This window comes from Nitrosomonas marina (assembly GCF_900111605.1).
GTDB lineage: Bacteria > Pseudomonadota > Gammaproteobacteria > Burkholderiales > Nitrosomonadaceae > Nitrosomonas > Nitrosomonas marina_A.
Genome location: NZ_FOIA01000010.1, coordinates 18,950 through 34,420 on the forward strand (window position 1 = coordinate 18,950; position 15,471 = coordinate 34,420).

The 15,471-nt window shown below is 45.3% G+C and carries 15 protein-coding genes; 8 read left to right on the forward strand and 7 right to left on the reverse strand.

The window, feature by feature from the left end:
- Positions 1-34: 34 nt before the first annotated feature.
- The gene (locus BMY62_RS05970) at positions 35-325 is read right to left on the reverse strand and encodes a PepSY domain-containing protein (protein WP_090657657.1); all 291 of its coding nucleotides are present in this window, start codon (positions 323-325) and stop codon (positions 35-37) included.
- A gap of 112 nt (positions 326-437) precedes the next feature.
- Positions 438-872, reverse strand: a complete 435-nt coding sequence (locus BMY62_RS05975) for a hypothetical protein (protein WP_090657659.1) — start codon at positions 870-872, stop codon at positions 438-440.
- A gap of 409 nt (positions 873-1,281) precedes the next feature.
- Here BMY62_RS05975 and BMY62_RS05980 point away from each other — a divergent pair, with 409 nt between their 5' ends.
- The gene (locus BMY62_RS05980) at positions 1,282-2,616 is read left to right on the forward strand and encodes a hypothetical protein (protein ID WP_177170304.1); all 1,335 of its coding nucleotides are present in this window, start codon (positions 1,282-1,284) and stop codon (positions 2,614-2,616) included.
- Between the two features lie 16 nt (positions 2,617-2,632).
- Here the strand turns inward: BMY62_RS05980 and mltA are convergent, their stop codons facing one another.
- Together mltA and BMY62_RS05990 are read right to left on the reverse strand one after the other, a co-directional pair.
- On the reverse strand, positions 2,633-3,832 hold the full coding sequence (gene mltA / locus BMY62_RS05985; RefSeq protein ID WP_090657663.1) for a murein transglycosylase A: 1,200 nt from the start codon (positions 3,830-3,832) through the stop codon (positions 2,633-2,635).
- Between the two features lie 213 nt (positions 3,833-4,045).
- Positions 4,046-4,792 carry a Nif3-like dinuclear metal center hexameric protein gene (locus tag BMY62_RS05990; protein WP_090657665.1) on the reverse strand — a complete coding sequence of 249 codons (747 nt, stop codon included), beginning with the start codon at positions 4,790-4,792 and terminating at the stop codon, positions 4,046-4,048.
- A gap of 79 nt (positions 4,793-4,871) precedes the next feature.
- Here BMY62_RS05990 and BMY62_RS05995 point away from each other — a divergent pair, with 79 nt between their 5' ends.
- Complete coding sequence (locus tag BMY62_RS05995) at positions 4,872-6,014, forward strand: Do family serine endopeptidase (RefSeq protein WP_090657667.1); 1,143 nt, start codon at positions 4,872-4,874, stop codon at positions 6,012-6,014.
- A 126-nt stretch (positions 6,015-6,140) separates the two neighbouring features.
- On the opposite strand, the gene thiO is transcribed toward BMY62_RS05995, so the two are convergent.
- Positions 6,141-7,271: a glycine oxidase ThiO gene (gene thiO, locus BMY62_RS06000; protein WP_090657669.1), complete on the reverse strand. Its 1,131-nt coding sequence runs from the start codon at positions 7,269-7,271 to the stop codon at positions 6,141-6,143.
- A 198-nt stretch (positions 7,272-7,469) separates the two neighbouring features.
- Here thiO and BMY62_RS06005 point away from each other — a divergent pair, with 198 nt between their 5' ends.
- The 6 genes from BMY62_RS06005 (at position 7,470) to BMY62_RS06030 (ending at position 13,973) form a co-directional block, all read left to right on the forward strand.
- A complete protein-coding gene (locus tag BMY62_RS06005) occupies positions 7,470-7,994 on the forward strand; it encodes a GspH/FimT family pseudopilin (protein ID WP_090657670.1) in 525 nt (174 codons plus the stop codon).
- Entirely contained in the window at positions 7,988-8,485 is a 498-nt protein-coding gene (gene pilV / locus BMY62_RS06010) for a type IV pilus modification protein PilV (RefSeq protein ID WP_090657671.1), read from the forward strand. The genes BMY62_RS06005 and pilV overlap by 7 nt, the downstream gene beginning before the upstream one ends.
- Positions 8,482-9,240, forward strand: a complete 759-nt coding sequence (locus BMY62_RS06015; RefSeq protein ID WP_090657673.1) for a PilW family protein — start codon at positions 8,482-8,484, stop codon at positions 9,238-9,240. Before pilV ends, BMY62_RS06015 begins: the two co-directional genes overlap by 4 nt.
- Positions 9,237-9,827, forward strand: coding sequence for a pilus assembly PilX family protein (locus BMY62_RS06020; RefSeq protein WP_090657675.1), 591 nt, complete (start codon positions 9,237-9,239; stop codon positions 9,825-9,827). The genes BMY62_RS06015 and BMY62_RS06020 overlap by 4 nt, the downstream gene beginning before the upstream one ends.
- 52 nt (positions 9,828-9,879) lie before the next feature.
- A complete protein-coding gene (locus tag BMY62_RS06025; RefSeq protein ID WP_256207452.1) occupies positions 9,880-13,401 on the forward strand; it encodes a pilus assembly protein in 3,522 nt (1,173 codons plus the stop codon).
- Between the two features lie 140 nt (positions 13,402-13,541).
- Positions 13,542-13,973 (forward strand): type IV pilin protein, encoded by a 432-nt coding sequence (locus BMY62_RS06030; RefSeq protein WP_090657679.1) that lies wholly within the window; start codon positions 13,542-13,544, stop codon positions 13,971-13,973.
- Positions 13,974-14,003: 30 nt separating this feature from the next.
- On the opposite strand, the gene phoU is transcribed toward BMY62_RS06030, so the two are convergent.
- Together phoU and rpiA are read right to left on the reverse strand one after the other, a co-directional pair.
- Complete coding sequence (gene phoU / locus BMY62_RS06035; RefSeq protein ID WP_090657681.1) at positions 14,004-14,708, reverse strand: phosphate signaling complex protein PhoU; 705 nt, start codon at positions 14,706-14,708, stop codon at positions 14,004-14,006.
- 50 nt (positions 14,709-14,758) lie between these two features.
- On the reverse strand, positions 14,759-15,421 hold the full coding sequence (gene rpiA, locus BMY62_RS06040; RefSeq protein WP_090657683.1) for a ribose-5-phosphate isomerase RpiA: 663 nt from the start codon (positions 15,419-15,421) through the stop codon (positions 14,759-14,761).
- Positions 15,422-15,471 lie beyond the last annotated feature (50 nt).

The following is a 15,471-nucleotide window of genomic DNA, read 5'->3' on the forward strand; positions in this document are numbered from 1 at the left end:
CACAATCCGAACTGATTGTCTGATACGCCAGAAGCTAGTGGCCAGATTTGATAGTTCCATCACTTACATTGACCTGAATGATATGAATAGAGCCCTGATCACTGAGAATTTTGACGCGATATACGTTTTCGCTGCGCCGGATATCCAGTACGCGGCCTTTGATATGTTGTTGTGCAATTGTTATCGCCTGGCGTTGTGAAATTTCTGTATGCCGGTTTTCTGGATTTTTCACATTGATCGATTCATGGCGCTCACTGCTTGTGGCGGATATTGGAAAAAATGCGAATAAGAACGTGATCAAGAAAAATTTTTGCAATATATTCATAAGTCAGCAGCTTTATTGGCTAAACGATACATGGCTAGTACATACCGTTTATGCATTGAATTAGGCAATTCGCCTGCGAGGAAAATGCTGAGTTCCCCGCAGGTGCATGAGTTCAATAGCGTAACATAAAGCTTGCATTTCCGGTATTAACGCCTAGCATAACCTGTGGTGGGTAGGCATAACCCGCTGCTGGTGGATAGCTGATAACGTTTGGACCATAATTATATCCGGGGCGGGTATTATAATACGGCTGATTGTAATACGGCCTGTTGTAGTATTGCTGCGGCGGGCTGTAAATTCTGTTATAGCCGCCGCCGTAATAAGGATTATGACGATTGTAATGATGGCGTTTGTAGTGTCGCTTCTTGTAATGTCGATGGTGTTTGTGTGAATGCCCGTGGCCATAGTTATAATAATGGTGGTGATGATGCGTATGACCAAACCGGTGGTGGCCCCTTCCCGCTTCAACTGCAGCGGGTATCGCCAGTATCAGCCCAAGCAGCATTGTAAGCACTATGTTGACAGGTGTTACCGTTCTGGTTTTCATTGGAACCCTCCGTTTAGTTTATAAATGTTTCAAACATGTGTCAGACGGTTGAACTATATACAGTCAAACATGAATACAGACTGAATACCACAAAATGTATCAATCCCATCAATTTCTGATTTTTTAAATTTGAGGTTGTTTTATTACTCTTTCATTAATTTCATACATTCAAACAAAATCAGTTGAAATTATGAAGTTTTATTGCACGTCACCAGGAAAGAGGTTTGGATGCTCAGGGTGAATGAATAGTTGGTGGAATACAATTAATAATTCATTTCGTTGTACAATAATTCAACTAGTACTCTATCAATTTGATATTGCCGGGTTGAGTGGGCTTGTCAACATCCATGGGCTGGGTTGTGTCGAGTACTAGTCTGCCAGTCATGATTCATACCAAAGCTATTTTCATATGAGTGATGTAGATTCAATAAACGAATATTTTTCTCAAAGATTAGAATCACGAGCGATATATCGTAAGTATGAAATCACCCACTGTCTCTCGGAGTTTGAGAATCAGGGATTTTCGTCGGAATACGAATATTTGAACAATTATTTTCATCGAAGGCTAGAGCAGGTTCGAGCTGATACACACAGCAGATCGAGTATCTTATGCGTCCCGATCCCTGATAATGGCAGTATTCCCAGGATATTGAACGATGTTTTTAACATTGAGGCCGTATCCGGGATGGTTGCTAAAGCGCTCGGAACCGGAGAAAGACCTGATCCGGATGTGGATGTGCCGATCGAGGATGATGACCATGAATTTTTTGAAACAGAAATTCTTGTAGGCGATGAAGTCGGCGAAGATAATCGTCAGGAAATAAGAGCCACTGGCGTACTGAAATTTTTCGATTTGATACCGGACTGGCTTTCCAATAATCTGGATGCTTCAATAGTTCCTTTTGAAGACAGATGGCTGGTGACACTTGATGTGCACCTGAAAAGTACTGGGCATATTATTTTGAGGCCAGTGCCACTCGGCATGCAGCTCGATCCGTACAGCAACAGGAGAATTGTGGTCACATTGTTTATGCGAGGAGAAGTCAATACAAACGATAATGTGCCGTATCCCTTGGAAGTTGAGCTGGATTATGATCCCATTCTGGGTTTTCTCGATGATGAAATTGATATCCCCGGAGCGGGTCAAAAAACCATTATGGCGATTCATGAATTGTATGACTCCGGAAATACAGTTGATGAACAAATCGAGGCATTGAAAAATGTGGAAAAAGAGCAGGAAAACTTCATGAATGAAGTTATTTCTGAAGTTGTTCCTAATTCCCAGGTTAATAGCGAGGCCGGTCAAGACGATGAAATGGTCACCGATGATGAACTGATGGAGGTTGAGTTGTCTTTCTCAGGTCACCGCAAAGATGAAATTACTTTAACGCTTGAGCAGCAGGTAGTGGTTTATGTTGATCCCACACATCTTGAGTATGCCGAGGCACAGCTCGCAGACGATCTTGTTTTTTTGACTGCGGATATGTCGCTGTCTTTCGGTCTGTATAATCCGGGGGCACCGCCTGATGGTTATGAAAATACCGAGAAGAACGATTATCTGCAATTGTATCTCAGTATTAAAGAAGGAAATAATGATACATTGAAAGACGCCATTAGACTTCGTGGCGGCCCGCTTTTAAAATTGGCGAGGCTCAAATTGCCTGCTCACTTGCCCAGAAAAAAACCCGAACAGGCTATTCAGGACAAATCGGTGCACAATTCAATGCAGTCCACCACCCAATAATGCGTATTGACAGATTTTATTGTTGCGCAAGTTGCGGGACTGTATAACTGTTTGGCATCAACACCCATATGCTGCCCTGTTGCTTCATTCTACCGGCCTGGCTTGCCGCCTCTGGACCATACCCCCAGAAAAAATCCACGCGGATACCGCCTTTGATTGCGCTGCCGGTATCCTGGGCTACCATTAGACGATTGAGCGGTTTGTCAGTGTTTGGCCATGTTGTTGCAAGAAAAACAGGCGCGCCTTGTGGAATCGATCGAGGATCAATTGCAATACTACGACCCGCAGTTAGTGGAACACCGAGCGCGCCAATAGGACCACTCAGATCTTCAGGCAGTTCTCGAAAAAAAACAAACCGTGCATTTTGCTCAAGTAATAAAGGCAATTTGTCCGGATTCAGCTGCCCCCACTGCTTGATACCCTGCATGGAAGCTTTTTCCAAAGGCAGTTCGCCCTGCTGTACCAAAATTCGGCCGATTGAATTGTATGGATAACCATTCTGGTCGGCAAAACCGACTTTCACAATTTCGCCGGACTCGAGCAGAATTCTCCCCGAACCCTGAATTTGCAGGAAAAACAGTTCAACTTCATCATTTACCCAAAATAATTCGTGGCCTTTCAAAATAGTTGGATCGCTCATGATTTCTGCACGACTGTAATATGGTACAACCCTGCGACCATCGAGACGGCCGCGTAGCCGTAAATCTTTGAGCTCGGGGTAAAGCGTACCAAGATCTATTGTCAGTAATTCATCCGGCGCGCCATACACTGGATAGCGATAATGTTCCGACGGCTGACGGCTGCCGTGCAGTAACGGTTCATAATAACCAGTAACCAGCCCTTTTTTATTGCCGTCATTGGCGATAACCTGATAGGGTGTGAATTGATTCTCAAAGAACATCCGCAGACTTTTGTTATCCGTTGCCTGCATGTTCGTCGCAGCGTTACAGACTTCCTGCCAAATCAGTTGTTGTCTCAATACGGAACAGCTTTGTTTAAAAGCCTGCCATGCTGCATAGAGATCGTCTTCAGACCAGCCCGGAAGGTTTGGCCAGTGCGCTACAACATGCGTTGATAGGCGTGTTTCATCCGGTAATTTTATTTCAGGTTTGTCGGTCTGTTTGACTGTTCCGGGTGATTCAGTGATTTTACTTGTGCAACCGGCGAGCAGTGCAAGCAATATTAAGATAATTGAAAAACAGGATTGGTTTTTCATCAAATATTGGTTAGAGTTACAATTTAAATATTAACTATACAGCAAGCTTGAAATTTTATATATATGGAAAACAATTGGTGGCTATTGTTGGTTGAGGCGGCTGCGGCGCTGGGACTGTTTGTTTTTATCATCTGGTGGACGATGTTTTCAAAGAAAAAGAAAAAAGACAAAGATGACTGAATGTTTGTGTCGTTTATGTTGAACCAGTAAGCGTCAAACAGGATTGTCAATATCGATAAACAGGTGCTGAAGGCCGAATTTTGTTGACAAATGCTCGCCAAGTGCCTGTATGCCATACCGTTCAGTAGCATGGTGTCCCGCAGCAATTAATGCCACGCCTGATTCACGCGCGGCGTGTACAGTCTGCTCAGAGATTTCACCAGTCAGGTAGGCATCGACATTTTGTGCAATTGCTTCATCAATATAACCCTGGGCCGCGCCTGTGCACCAGGCGATACGTTGGATACTTTGTTCAGAGTTGCCGATAACAAGCGGTTCCCGTTTCAGAACCCGTAAGATTTTTTCACCGAGTGCGCACAGAAGCATAGGTTCGGCAAGTTTTCCATGTACAATAATATCTTGTTCGCCAAACCGGCCGGTTTCGATAAACTCCAGCCGTTTTGCCAGTTGTGCATTGTTGCCAAGCTCGGTGTGGTAATCCAGTGGCAAATGAAAGGCAAATAAATTGATTTTGTTTGTTAACAGCATTTCAAGCCGTCGGGCTTTCATTCCAGTAATGCATGCATTTTCTCCGCGCCAGAAATAACCGTGATGCACTAGAATGGCATCTGCGCGATATGTCACAGCAGCTTCCAGTAATGCGCGCGATGCTGTTACGCCCGTTACTATTGTATGTATATTCTCACGGCCTTCTACTTGCAGGCCGTTTGGACAATAATCCTTGAAACGGGGTATTTCCAGTAATTGATTTACGTAGTGTTCGAGCTCGTTTCTATGCATGCGCTTTGTCCTGTGTAGTTGCACTAAATTACGAATCGCGATAAAAAGCGATTATATTATCTTGGAGTGGTCAGCATATATGTACAGGCTTTGGTTGATTTTTGCACAAACTGCAACAATCCTATTGGCAATTTTTTTTGTAGTTTCTACGCTGCGTCCTGAATTGTTACCCTGGACGCCACGTGGAGAACTGGTAACGATCAAGGAAACAACGTCTAGCTATATTGAATCCAGGCCTGACAGCTATTATGAAGCAGCCAGCCGGGCGATGCCATCCGTAGTAAATATTTTTACCCGGCAGGCGGTAAAGGAAACACCGCAGCATCCGCTGTTGAATGATCCAATTTTTCAGCGATTCTTTGGCGAGCAGCTTGAACCCCGATTGCGACGCAGATCCAATCTCGGATCGGGTGTTATTGTCAGTTCTAATGGTTATATTTTAACCAATCTTCATGTCATAGAGGCTGCGGATGAGGTGGAAGTGGCATTGTCCGACGGACGCAAGGTAGAAGCGGCTGTTATCGGGTCTGATCCGGAAACCGATCTGGCAGTCTTGAAAATCGAATTGGAGGATTTGCCAACAATTATCTTTGGTCAGTCTGATCAGGCCAAAGTTGGCGATGTCGTACTGGCTGTCGGTAATCCGTTTGGCGTTGGTCAGAGTGTCACCATGGGTATCATAGGTGCACTGGGTCGTACAAAAGTAGGTATTAACACCTTTGAGGATTTTATTCAGACAGATGCAGCAATTAATCCCGGTAATTCAGGCGGAGCGCTAACGGATACTGATGGTAACCTGATTGGTATCAATACAGCAATTTATTCTCGATCTGGTGGGTCTCTGGGTATCGGTTTTGCTATTCCGATTCATATTGCAAAAGAGATCATGGAACAGATTATTCAGTCCGGTCGTGTTATTCGTGGCTGGCTTGGCGTCAGTATGCAGGATATGAACAAGGAACTGGCTGATTCGTTTAATCTGGATAGCGTGACTGGCGCATTGATTGCGAGCGTTCTTAAAGACGGGCCTTCTGACAAAGCCGGCATTAAGCCTGGCGATATCATGATCGCTATAGAAGGCGAGCCCGTAGAAAACTCCTCTGAGTTGCTTAACAAGGTTGCCGCACTCCCGCCGGGAGAAACAGTAACAGTAACGATAATTCGTAGCAAAAAGAAAAAGAATATTCAAATTAAAGTGGGTGTACGGCCAAAGCAGCTGTGAGTTAAATGCCGCTGACAGCTGCAGGCGTTGCGAATCGGAAAATTACAGGATACTCCGCGCAACAGAAACACAAGGCTTGTGAAACCATATAAGGTCTGGCTGGCGTAAGCAGAGCGGCCAAAAATATTAAACTTCATGACGCGACTTATGTGAATAATTTATCCAGCCAGCCTGATAGGGATTCGTGTCAATTGGTTGAGATAACCCCATGATGGCGTTAGTCAAAATTTCTGCGCTGGCTGGAGCCATTGTCACGCCGTATCTGAAATGGCCGCTATTGATAAACAGATTGGTTAAATCAGGATGTTGGCCAATAGTTGGTATGTTCTGTGGCGATGCGGGGCGAAGTCCTGACCACTGGCGTATGATTGGCATTTTATATAATTGAGGTAAGACAGTAAGCGCTTTTTCCATGAGTTGTTTTTTTGCGTTAGCTGTAATTTGTTTGTTAAAACCTTTTTCTTCCGAAGTGCTCCCGACCAGAAGATGGCCATCCTTACGCGGGACAAGATATGAGCTGTTTTGAACCAGAATGGCTGGTATAGGTGGATTTTGAAATTTAAACAGCAGCATTTGACCGCAAACTGGCTTGATGATCAGGTTGTGTGCATGTTGTCCCAGAATCTGTGTACTCCATGCGCCAGCAGCAATGATGTAGTAATCAGCGGCAAATCGACCGGAAGATGTCTGAAGCTGTTTCACGCTGTTTTGCTTGACAATTAAATGCTGTACTTTGCAGCTTTCAATAATTTCTCCTCCCAGTTGAATTACGCGTTGATGAAGTGCTTGTAACAACTTCGGATTGCGGATTTGGGCAATATCGGGTAAATGGATTGCCTGTTGCATCCTATCGCAACGGTTGATTGCTTCGAAGTTTTTGGAAGGTATAAGTCGAGATAAATTCGACAGGTGCATTCTGATATCATATTCTGAACACCAGTTCATCGCGGCTTTGATGTTGTATGGCGGTAAAATAAACATTCCACATTTGGTGTACTCTGGATCGGTTCCTGTGAGTGCATGCAATGTAGATGTCCAATCTGAATAAATCCTGGCGCTGTATTGTGTTAATCGTGTAACAGCTTCAGAGTAATTCCATGGAATAAGTGGCGATAAAATACCGCCACCAGCCCATGAAGCCTCTTTCCCTACCTTACCCTGCTCCAGAAGTAATACATTAAAACCCTCTCGAAGCATCTTCTCAGCAGTTGCCAGTCCAATGATGCCCGCCCCTACAATAATTGTATGCTGCTTCATATTTATACTATTGATTTTATTGAATAAAAAAACAATACAGATGCATGCGGGTAAAGACTCAATTAACGGAAGTTAGCGATGTGGTTTGAATCTAAAAAGGGCGAGTACAGATGCACTGGTGGAATTCAAAAAAAGCTAAAGTCATTCTTAACTTCTACCGTAAAAAAGATAATTCGAGATCGTTGTCAGAAGTGAAAAGTGAATAATTTAGCAATCGACAAAGGTTTTACTCTAATAGAGCTGCTCGTTACTTTAAGTGTAGCAGGTATTTTACTGGCTGTGGCGGCTCCAAATTATCAGGAATTTGTGCAGGAAAGCAGAATAACCGCGCAAAGCAACAGCATTTTATCTTCAATTATGCTGACAAAAAGTGAGGCAATTAAACGAAACAGCCCTGCCACAATTTGTCCGAGTACCAGTGGTGCCGCCTGTACAGGTGGAACTGTTTGGTCGAACGGATGGATTGTATTTGCGGACACAAATAGTGACGGGGTGGTTGATGCCGGTGAAGAAGTTATCCAGGTAACAGCCGCATTTGCCGGTGGAAACACACTTCAGACAGCTGGTGGTGATTTACGGGTGACATTTTCAGCGAACGGTTTTTCCATGGGTTTTAATAGTACGTTTTCTTTATGCGACAGTCGCGGCTCCGCTCACTCAAGGGCAGTGATTTTGAATAACCAGGGACGTGTCCGTACAGAGAAAGGGACAGCAGCATGTTAGGTCATCAAAGCTGTGGCTTGCAAATGAACCATGTTCGCGGTTTCAGTATGCTGGAGGTGCTGATCACTGTACTGGTTCTTTCGCTGGGTTTACTTGGCATGGCCGGTTTGATAATGACGGGTATGAAGAGCAATACCACAGCGCATTATCGCTCTGTTGCAATTCATCAAACGCATGATATCGCTGACCGTATGCGCGCCAATCTGTCAGGTGTGAGGAATGGTTCTTACAATGATCTGACAACAAGTATTCCAGCCAGTAATGATTGCACTGCAGCTGAATGCGATGCCGATCAAATGGCCGTGTATGACCATGCTCAGTGGAATGCAGCCAATGCTAATCTGCTGCCAAATGGTCAGGGAACGGTCTCTGGCGATTTGGTTAACGGATATCTCATTACCATAATGTGGACAGAGAAAGACAGAGGCGGTGGATGCCAAGGAGCTGTGTCCCCTGAAACACGTTGTTTCCTAACCAGGTTCTCACCATGATGCAATTTGAAAAATCCGGACAAAGTGGTTTCACTCTGGTTGAGATGATGATTGCTTTAACGCTCGGCCTGGTGATACTGCTGGCTATTGGTACCGTGTTTGTAAGCAGCAGCCAGACATTTCGCGGACAGGAGGAAAATGCCCGTATTCAGGAAAGTGGCCGTTTTGCGCTCGAGATTATTGGTCGAAGCATTAAACAGGCGGGGCATGCTGATATTCCGTTCGCAGGATTTAAAGTGGCTTTCTCGGGTGTGCCAATAAACGGTATCGATGGAGGCGGCGGCGTTCCAGATACATTGACTGTGCAATACGATGGCGTTATTGGTGACAATGACTGTGAGGGCACTCAAGTAACGGCTGCTGACAATATTATCCAGAATTACTTTAATGTAGACGTGGCCAATGCACAATTAAGGTGCGATGGCGAAATTGATCCAGCTCCAGCTTTGCCGGCCGCTCCCCCTTCGGGTATTGTGCTGGTCGAAAACATAGAAGATCTTCAGATTCTTTACGGTATTGACACTGTTGGCGATCAATCAGCAAACCAGTATGTTGATACGCCAGCTGACTGGGATCAGGTAGTCACTGCGCGGGTTTGTGTGCTCGTGCGCTCAGACCAGAACAACATTGCTTCCGTCGGAAATAATTACCGGGACTGTAGCGGTGCATTGGCAGCTGTCCCTGCAGATGGTCGATTAAGGCGCGCGTTTACTGCCACATTCAATTTACGTAACCGTATCAATATATTGCCATGATAACGTCTTATTCACTGCCAAAAAGTCAAGCCGGCGCAACTTTTGCAACAGGTCTGATTTTTTTAGTAGTACTGACACTGTTCGGAACTACAGCAATGCGGACAGCCGGTTTGGAAGAACGAATGAGCGGTAACCTGCGAGACCGGAATCTCGCACTTCAGGCAGCCGAAATGGCGCTGCGATATGCAGAGCAACATATCCGTGATAATGATCCGGCGACAAATACACCAAGCCCCATTGATGGCGTGACTGGTTTTGATAATGTTTGCACAAACGGGCTATGCTACTACGGAGCAGGTGTTTCAGCACCGGGAGAGCCTGGAAATCCCGGAAATCCTGCTTGGGTCACGTACTGTACGCCGGATTGCCCAATCAGCTATGTGCCCGGAACTGTATTCAATGTGGACGGTGTCAATTTTACTGCGCCGGCCCTGCCAGCGGGTGTGCCCGCGCCCACATATATTATCGAAGGAATTAGGAAAACACCGCCGGGTAATGGTGTTCGTTATTACTACCGTATTACCGCGCGGGCACTGGGAGCAAAACAGGGAACAGAAGTGCAGTTACAGGAAATTTTCAGACCCTAAGACTTGCGCATGGATATAAAGCAACTGGAAATTTACATAGGGTGTCGCGATCATGATTGAAAATCTAGTACGTTCGATATTATTAATAAGTTTTGTGTGTTCTCAGGCAGTATTTGTAAAGCCAATTTATGCATTGCCGCCATTATCAAACGGTCCGCTTTTTTTGGGCGGAAATATCTCGCCAAATGTGATGTTTACCCTGGATGATTCCGGGTCGATGCAGTTTGAAATCATGCCGCAGCATTTGATTATTCAATCCGTACGTTACATGTTTCCTCGTGCCAATGATGTTTATGGCGGCAGCGATTATTCCAATTATGTGGTAGATTTTGATCCGGCCAATAAATACACCGCTTCCTTGCGCTCCAGTTATGTCAACAACATTTACTACGATCCGACAGTAAGCTACCTGCCCTGGAGCAATCATGATGGGTCGCTGATGAGTAATGCAGACCCTACCTGTGCGCCACACAATCCGATGATTACCGGTAAGGGATGCCGCAACCTTACCGTCAACAATACCGAAACTGCTCGCTGGTTGATGGATAATGGCGATCGATCCTGGTGGGAGTCAAGAACTTTTTACCCAGCGGTATACTTCAAATATAACGGCGGTAATGTGAATTCCGCCAGCAGTTATACACAAGTTGAGATCAGATCCTCGACGCCAACATACGCTGGGGGAGCCAATCGCCTGGATTGCGCCGCCGTATTCACATGTACTTACGATGAAGAGATCCAGAACTTTGCAAACTGGTATACGTATTACCGATCTCGCATACTGCTGGCACGCGCCGGTATTGGCCGGGCTTTCGCCGAACAGGGCAATACCATGCGTGTCGGCTTTGCTGCTATTAACAAAAATTCAGAATCAATTGACGGCGTTTCGACCGAGGTTATTGTTAAAGGGGTCCGGCAATTTGTCGGCGCAAACAAGACAGATTTTTTCGATAATCTGTATGGATATACACTACGCGCTGCCGGCACACCACTGCGAAATTCGGTTGATTATGTTGGAAAATATTATCAGCGTAATGATGATCGAGGGCCGTGGAGCGAAACGCCGGGCTCGAGTGGTGGCGTAGAATATGAATGTCGCCAGAACTATAATATTTTGATGACCGACGGTTACTGGCATGATACTGACGATCCTTCACCAGGAGTCGGCAATGTTGATAATACAGCAGGCTCCACCATCACTAACCATTCATCACCGCCTACACCCCCGACATATACTTATACGCCGGAGCTTCCTTTTGCCGATGGTTACAGTGATACGCTTGCTGACATTGCTATGTATTACTGGAAAAATGATTTGCGTCCGGACATGGACAATAATGTGCCGACTAACCCCTCAGACCCGGCTTTTTGGCAGCATATGGTAACGTTTACCGTAGGCCTGGGTGTAAGCGGTGCCTTGAGTACATTGCCAACGGGTTCGGAGACATGGCCTGATCCAACGGGTAATGATGAAACGCCTGCAAAGATTGACGATCTCTGGCATGCTGCTGTCAATAGTCGAGGAGAGTTTTTCAGTGCCGCAGACCCCAATGTTTTCGCCAGCGCTTTATCCAATACATTATCAACCATTATTGCGCGAACAGGTTCGGCATCAGCCGTGGCCGCCAACTCAAATTCCCTGATGACGAACGGGCGGATTTATCAGGCAAAGTTCAACAGTGGTGACTGGAGCGGACAGCTTTTATCAATTCCGATTGATGCAGCCGGTAATCTGGGTGCTACAGAGTGGGAAGCCGGCTCGGTCTCGCTTGCCGCTGCATCCATTAATCCGACGTCGCGTGTTGTCATCACAAAGGGCAGTTCAGATGGTGTTGCATTCGAATATTCAAATCTGACAACTGCCCAGAAAGGTTACCTGGATAAAAACGCAGCGGGTGTGACTGATAATTGCGGTCCTGAAAGAGTCACTTTTTTGAGAGGGAGCGGTAATCATGAAGGCGCGGGAGGGACATTCAATTGTGCCAGCGCCACCACGGTCAATAAATTCCGTAACCGCACAACCAGCAAGCTTGGTGATATTGTGAATTCAGGGCCCTTTTATGTCGGAAAACCGCGCGCCGGTTATTCTGATGTGGACCATCCGGGGTATGCTGCGTTTCATTCTACTTACCAAGATCGTTTGCCGGTTGTGTATGTCGGGTCAAATGATGGTATTTTGCATGGTTTTAATGCCTGCCTGCCTGGTATAACTTCAGGCTGTTCTGCTGCAGATGCCGGTAAGGAGATCATTACGTATATTCCAAGTATGGTATATGCTAATTTAAGCAGATTGACCGACAAGGAATATAACGCCAATCATCGTTATTTTGTCGATGGTTCCCCGATGGTTGGCGACGCATATACAGGTTCATCACCAAGCTGGAAAAGTGTATTGGTCGGTGCTCTGAATGGCGGCGGTAAAGGTTATTTTGCACTTGATGTTACCAACCCGTCAGGGGTTTCAGGCTCTGCGCCAGCATTTACAACAGCCAACGCGGCAAATCTGCTTCTATGGGAATTTTCGGATGCAGATGATGCCGATGTGGGTTATAGCTACAACTATCCGCCAGTGAATGCATTTACCGGCCAGGCCAAACAGATTGCAAAAATGGAAAACGGCAAGTGGGCAGTTATCGTCGGCAATGGCTACAATAGTGATAACGGCAAGGCGGTCTTGTACATACTGTTCATATCGGGCGGCGAAGATGGCAATTGGACTGCAGGTACGGACTATATCAAGCTTGTCGCTGATACAGGGCCCAATAACGGTCTGTCGACACCAATTCCATTTGATTCGAATGGAAACGGATTGATTGATGTCGTTTACGCAGGTGATATCAAGGGTAATTTATGGAAATTCGATGTAAGTTCCGCTTCTCCATCAAGCTGGAATGTTGCGATTGGCGGTCTGCCACTGTTTGTATCAGGCACACAAAAACCGGTGATTGCGCCACCGGTTATCAGTTTACATCCTGATGGAGGTCAATTAGTGCTGTTTGGCACAGGCAAATATCTGGAAACTGGTGATACGACCAACACCGATACGCAAAGTATCTATGGTGTCTGGGATCACAACACTTCTGCAACAATAACAGTCGGTGACCTGGTGCAGCAAGTAATTACGGATGCTTCCGTACGGACTGCCTCACAACATCCTGTAGATTATTCTGCATCAGTAAAAGGGTGGTATTTTGATTTGCCAATCAGTGGTGAGCGATTGACCGGTATTCCCGCACTTGAAGACGGTCTGTTTACCTTTACTACGATAATTCCCTCAGCTTCTCCCTGTGATTTTGGTGGCAGGGGATTTGTAAATACAGTTGATTTTTTAACAGGCGGGATGCTGTCATTTCCTGCATTCGATATTAACAGAAATAATCGTATAGGTTTTGATGACGGATTGTCAGCAGGGGTTGAGATTGGTTTTTCTGTAGGAGGTGTAACAAGAATCCGGGGGACACTTGAGGACGTATTGGTTTCTTCGAGGGCGGATGGTACATTAATCAAGACACCTGCAACGAAAGGACTGGCGGGTCTTCGTGGCAGAATTACCTGGCGCGAACTGATTCAATAGTGTTGTAAATGATATGTGTGTACGTAAAAATATCGTTCATTGTTGCCACAAGTGCGGGTGGTGTTTAATTTGGTAGCTTGCTGTCAATGTGTAGCGGTTGCCAGGTTCCGTTTTAACAAAGTAACAAAAGGAAGGTAGAAATGAAATACAATAGAAAAAAAAGTGGTTCATGTGGTTTTACATTGATTGAGTTGCTTGTAGCTGTAGCAATAGTTGGCATAATTGCGGCCGTTGCCCTGCCTTCCTATCAGAATTATGTCAGGGATACGAATCGTGGCGTGGCGAAGACAGTTCTTTATGAGAACGCCCAGTTCATGGAACAGTTTTATACGGAAAACAATCGCTATGATCAGGATCTTGCAGGAAATGCGGTTGTCATACCTTTAGCACAGTCTCCCAGAACGGGGAATATGCAATATCAGGTTTCAATTCAGGCTGTCGCGAACAATACGTTTACCTTGCAAGCAGTACCTGTCGGTTCGATGGCCGGTGATTTCTGTGGAACGCTAACATTGACAAATACCGGATTACAAGGTGCCGGCGCAGATGTTGCTACTTGCTGGAATCGATGAGAAACTGTCCTGTCCAATTAAATGAGTTATTTATTTTTGTATTTCTTTTTCCATCTCTTCCAGTGACACATGGCGAACGTCTTTACCTTTTACCATGTATACGACATATTCAGACATGTTTTTTGCATGATCACCAATGCGCTCAATCGCCTTTGCAATAAATAATATTTCGATTGAGGTGGATATCTTGCGCGGATCCTCCATCATAAAAGTAATCAAGTGACGCATAATAGAGCGAAATTCTTCGTCTACAAACTCATCCTGCCGCACAATTTTTGAGGCAGAATTCGGGTCCAGTCGCGCGAAAGAATCGAGGGCCTTTTTTACCATATCCATGGCGATGCTGGCGACATGCTTGATTTCCGTAAAGCGCGGTATCTGTAAACGATCATTGGTGTATATCAATCGTGCCATGCGCGCTATTTTTTGTGCTTCATCACCGATGCGTTCAAGATCCGTGATGGTTTTAATGATCATGACAATCATTCGTAAATCAACCGCAGTTGGTTGTCTGCGAACTATAATCTGACTGCAGATTTCATCGATAGATACCTCCATCGCATTGACGCGGTGATCATATTCGATAACCTGGTCAATCAGTTCCTCGTTGCCTGTGGTCAGTGCCTCAATAGCGCGCTCAATTTGTTCCTCTACAAAACCGCCCATTTGTAAAACACGCGTTCGTGCTTCTTCAAGATCAGCATCAAATTGTTTGGAAATATGTTCTTTATTCATTGTGAACACCTTTGTTGAGTTTGCACAAAAAAGGCAATTGTTACTGGAATTTACTCAGAATGCATGGTTTTAACACCTTCATCAGTGCCAAGCAGTAAAAGATCTGCTGCACGACGAGCAAAAAGACCATTCGTTACAATACCAGTTATTTGGTTGAGTGCGGACTCCATTTCAACAGGATTCAGAATCTGCAAACCGTGTACATCAAGAATGACATTGCCGTTATCCGTAATAAAACCCTGCCGAAGCGCCGGTTGTCCCCCTAATAACAAAATCTCCCGGGCAACATAGCTGCGTGCCATCGGAATGACTTCGATGGGAAGCGGGAAATTACCCAGAACATCGACAAGCTTGGATTGGTCCGTAATGCACACAAATTTTCTTGCCACAGCTGAGACAATTTTTTCGCGTGTAAGTGCGCCGCCCCCTCCTTTGATCATATGAAGATGTGGGGTTATTTCATCCGCGCCATCGATATATACAGGAAGATCATCTACATTATTCAGATCAATCACTTCTATACCATGTGACTGGAGACGTTTTGCTGTTGCATCGGAACTGGCTACAGCTCCGTCTATTTTGTGTTTTACTTTTGCCAGTTCATCAATAAAATAATTTGCTGTTGATCCTGTTCCTACGCCAATGATACTGCCAATTGAAATATGTTCAATAGCAGCTGCCGCTACGGCACGTTTCTGTTCATCCTGAGTCATTTGTTTATTATCATCAACTGAAATTAAAATAAATCATCCAGGTCATTATA

Coding starts and splice junctions, on each gene's coding strand:
- BMY62_RS06020 (WP_090657675.1), top strand. CDS start 9,237: ATGATAACGTCTTATTCACTGCCAAAAAGTCAAGCCGGCGCAACTTTT.
- BMY62_RS05995 (WP_090657667.1), top strand. CDS start 4,872: ATGTACAGGCTTTGGTTGATTTTTGCACAAACTGCAACAATCCTATTG.
- thiO (WP_090657669.1), bottom strand. CDS start 7,271: ATGAAGCAGCATACAATTATTGTAGGGGCGGGCATCATTGGACTGGCA.
- BMY62_RS05990 (WP_090657665.1), bottom strand. CDS start 4,792: ATGCATAGAAACGAGCTCGAACACTACGTAAATCAATTACTGGAAATA.
- BMY62_RS05970 (WP_090657657.1), bottom strand. CDS start 325: ATGAATATATTGCAAAAATTTTTCTTGATCACGTTCTTATTCGCATTT.
- phoU (WP_090657681.1), bottom strand. CDS start 14,708: ATGAATAAAGAACATATTTCCAAACAATTTGATGCTGATCTTGAAGAA.
- BMY62_RS06015 (WP_090657673.1), top strand. CDS start 8,482: ATGATGCAATTTGAAAAATCCGGACAAAGTGGTTTCACTCTGGTTGAG.
- rpiA (WP_090657683.1), bottom strand. CDS start 15,421: ATGACTCAGGATGAACAGAAACGTGCCGTAGCGGCAGCTGCTATTGAA.
- mltA (WP_090657663.1), bottom strand. CDS start 3,832: ATGAAAAACCAATCCTGTTTTTCAATTATCTTAATATTGCTTGCACTG.
- BMY62_RS05975 (WP_090657659.1), bottom strand. CDS start 872: ATGAAAACCAGAACGGTAACACCTGTCAACATAGTGCTTACAATGCTG.
- BMY62_RS06025 (WP_256207452.1), top strand. CDS start 9,880: ATGATTGAAAATCTAGTACGTTCGATATTATTAATAAGTTTTGTGTGT.
- BMY62_RS05980 (WP_177170304.1), top strand. CDS start 1,282: ATGAGTGATGTAGATTCAATAAACGAATATTTTTCTCAAAGATTAGAA.
- pilV (WP_090657671.1), top strand. CDS start 7,988: ATGTTAGGTCATCAAAGCTGTGGCTTGCAAATGAACCATGTTCGCGGT.
- BMY62_RS06030 (WP_090657679.1), top strand. CDS start 13,542: ATGAAATACAATAGAAAAAAAAGTGGTTCATGTGGTTTTACATTGATT.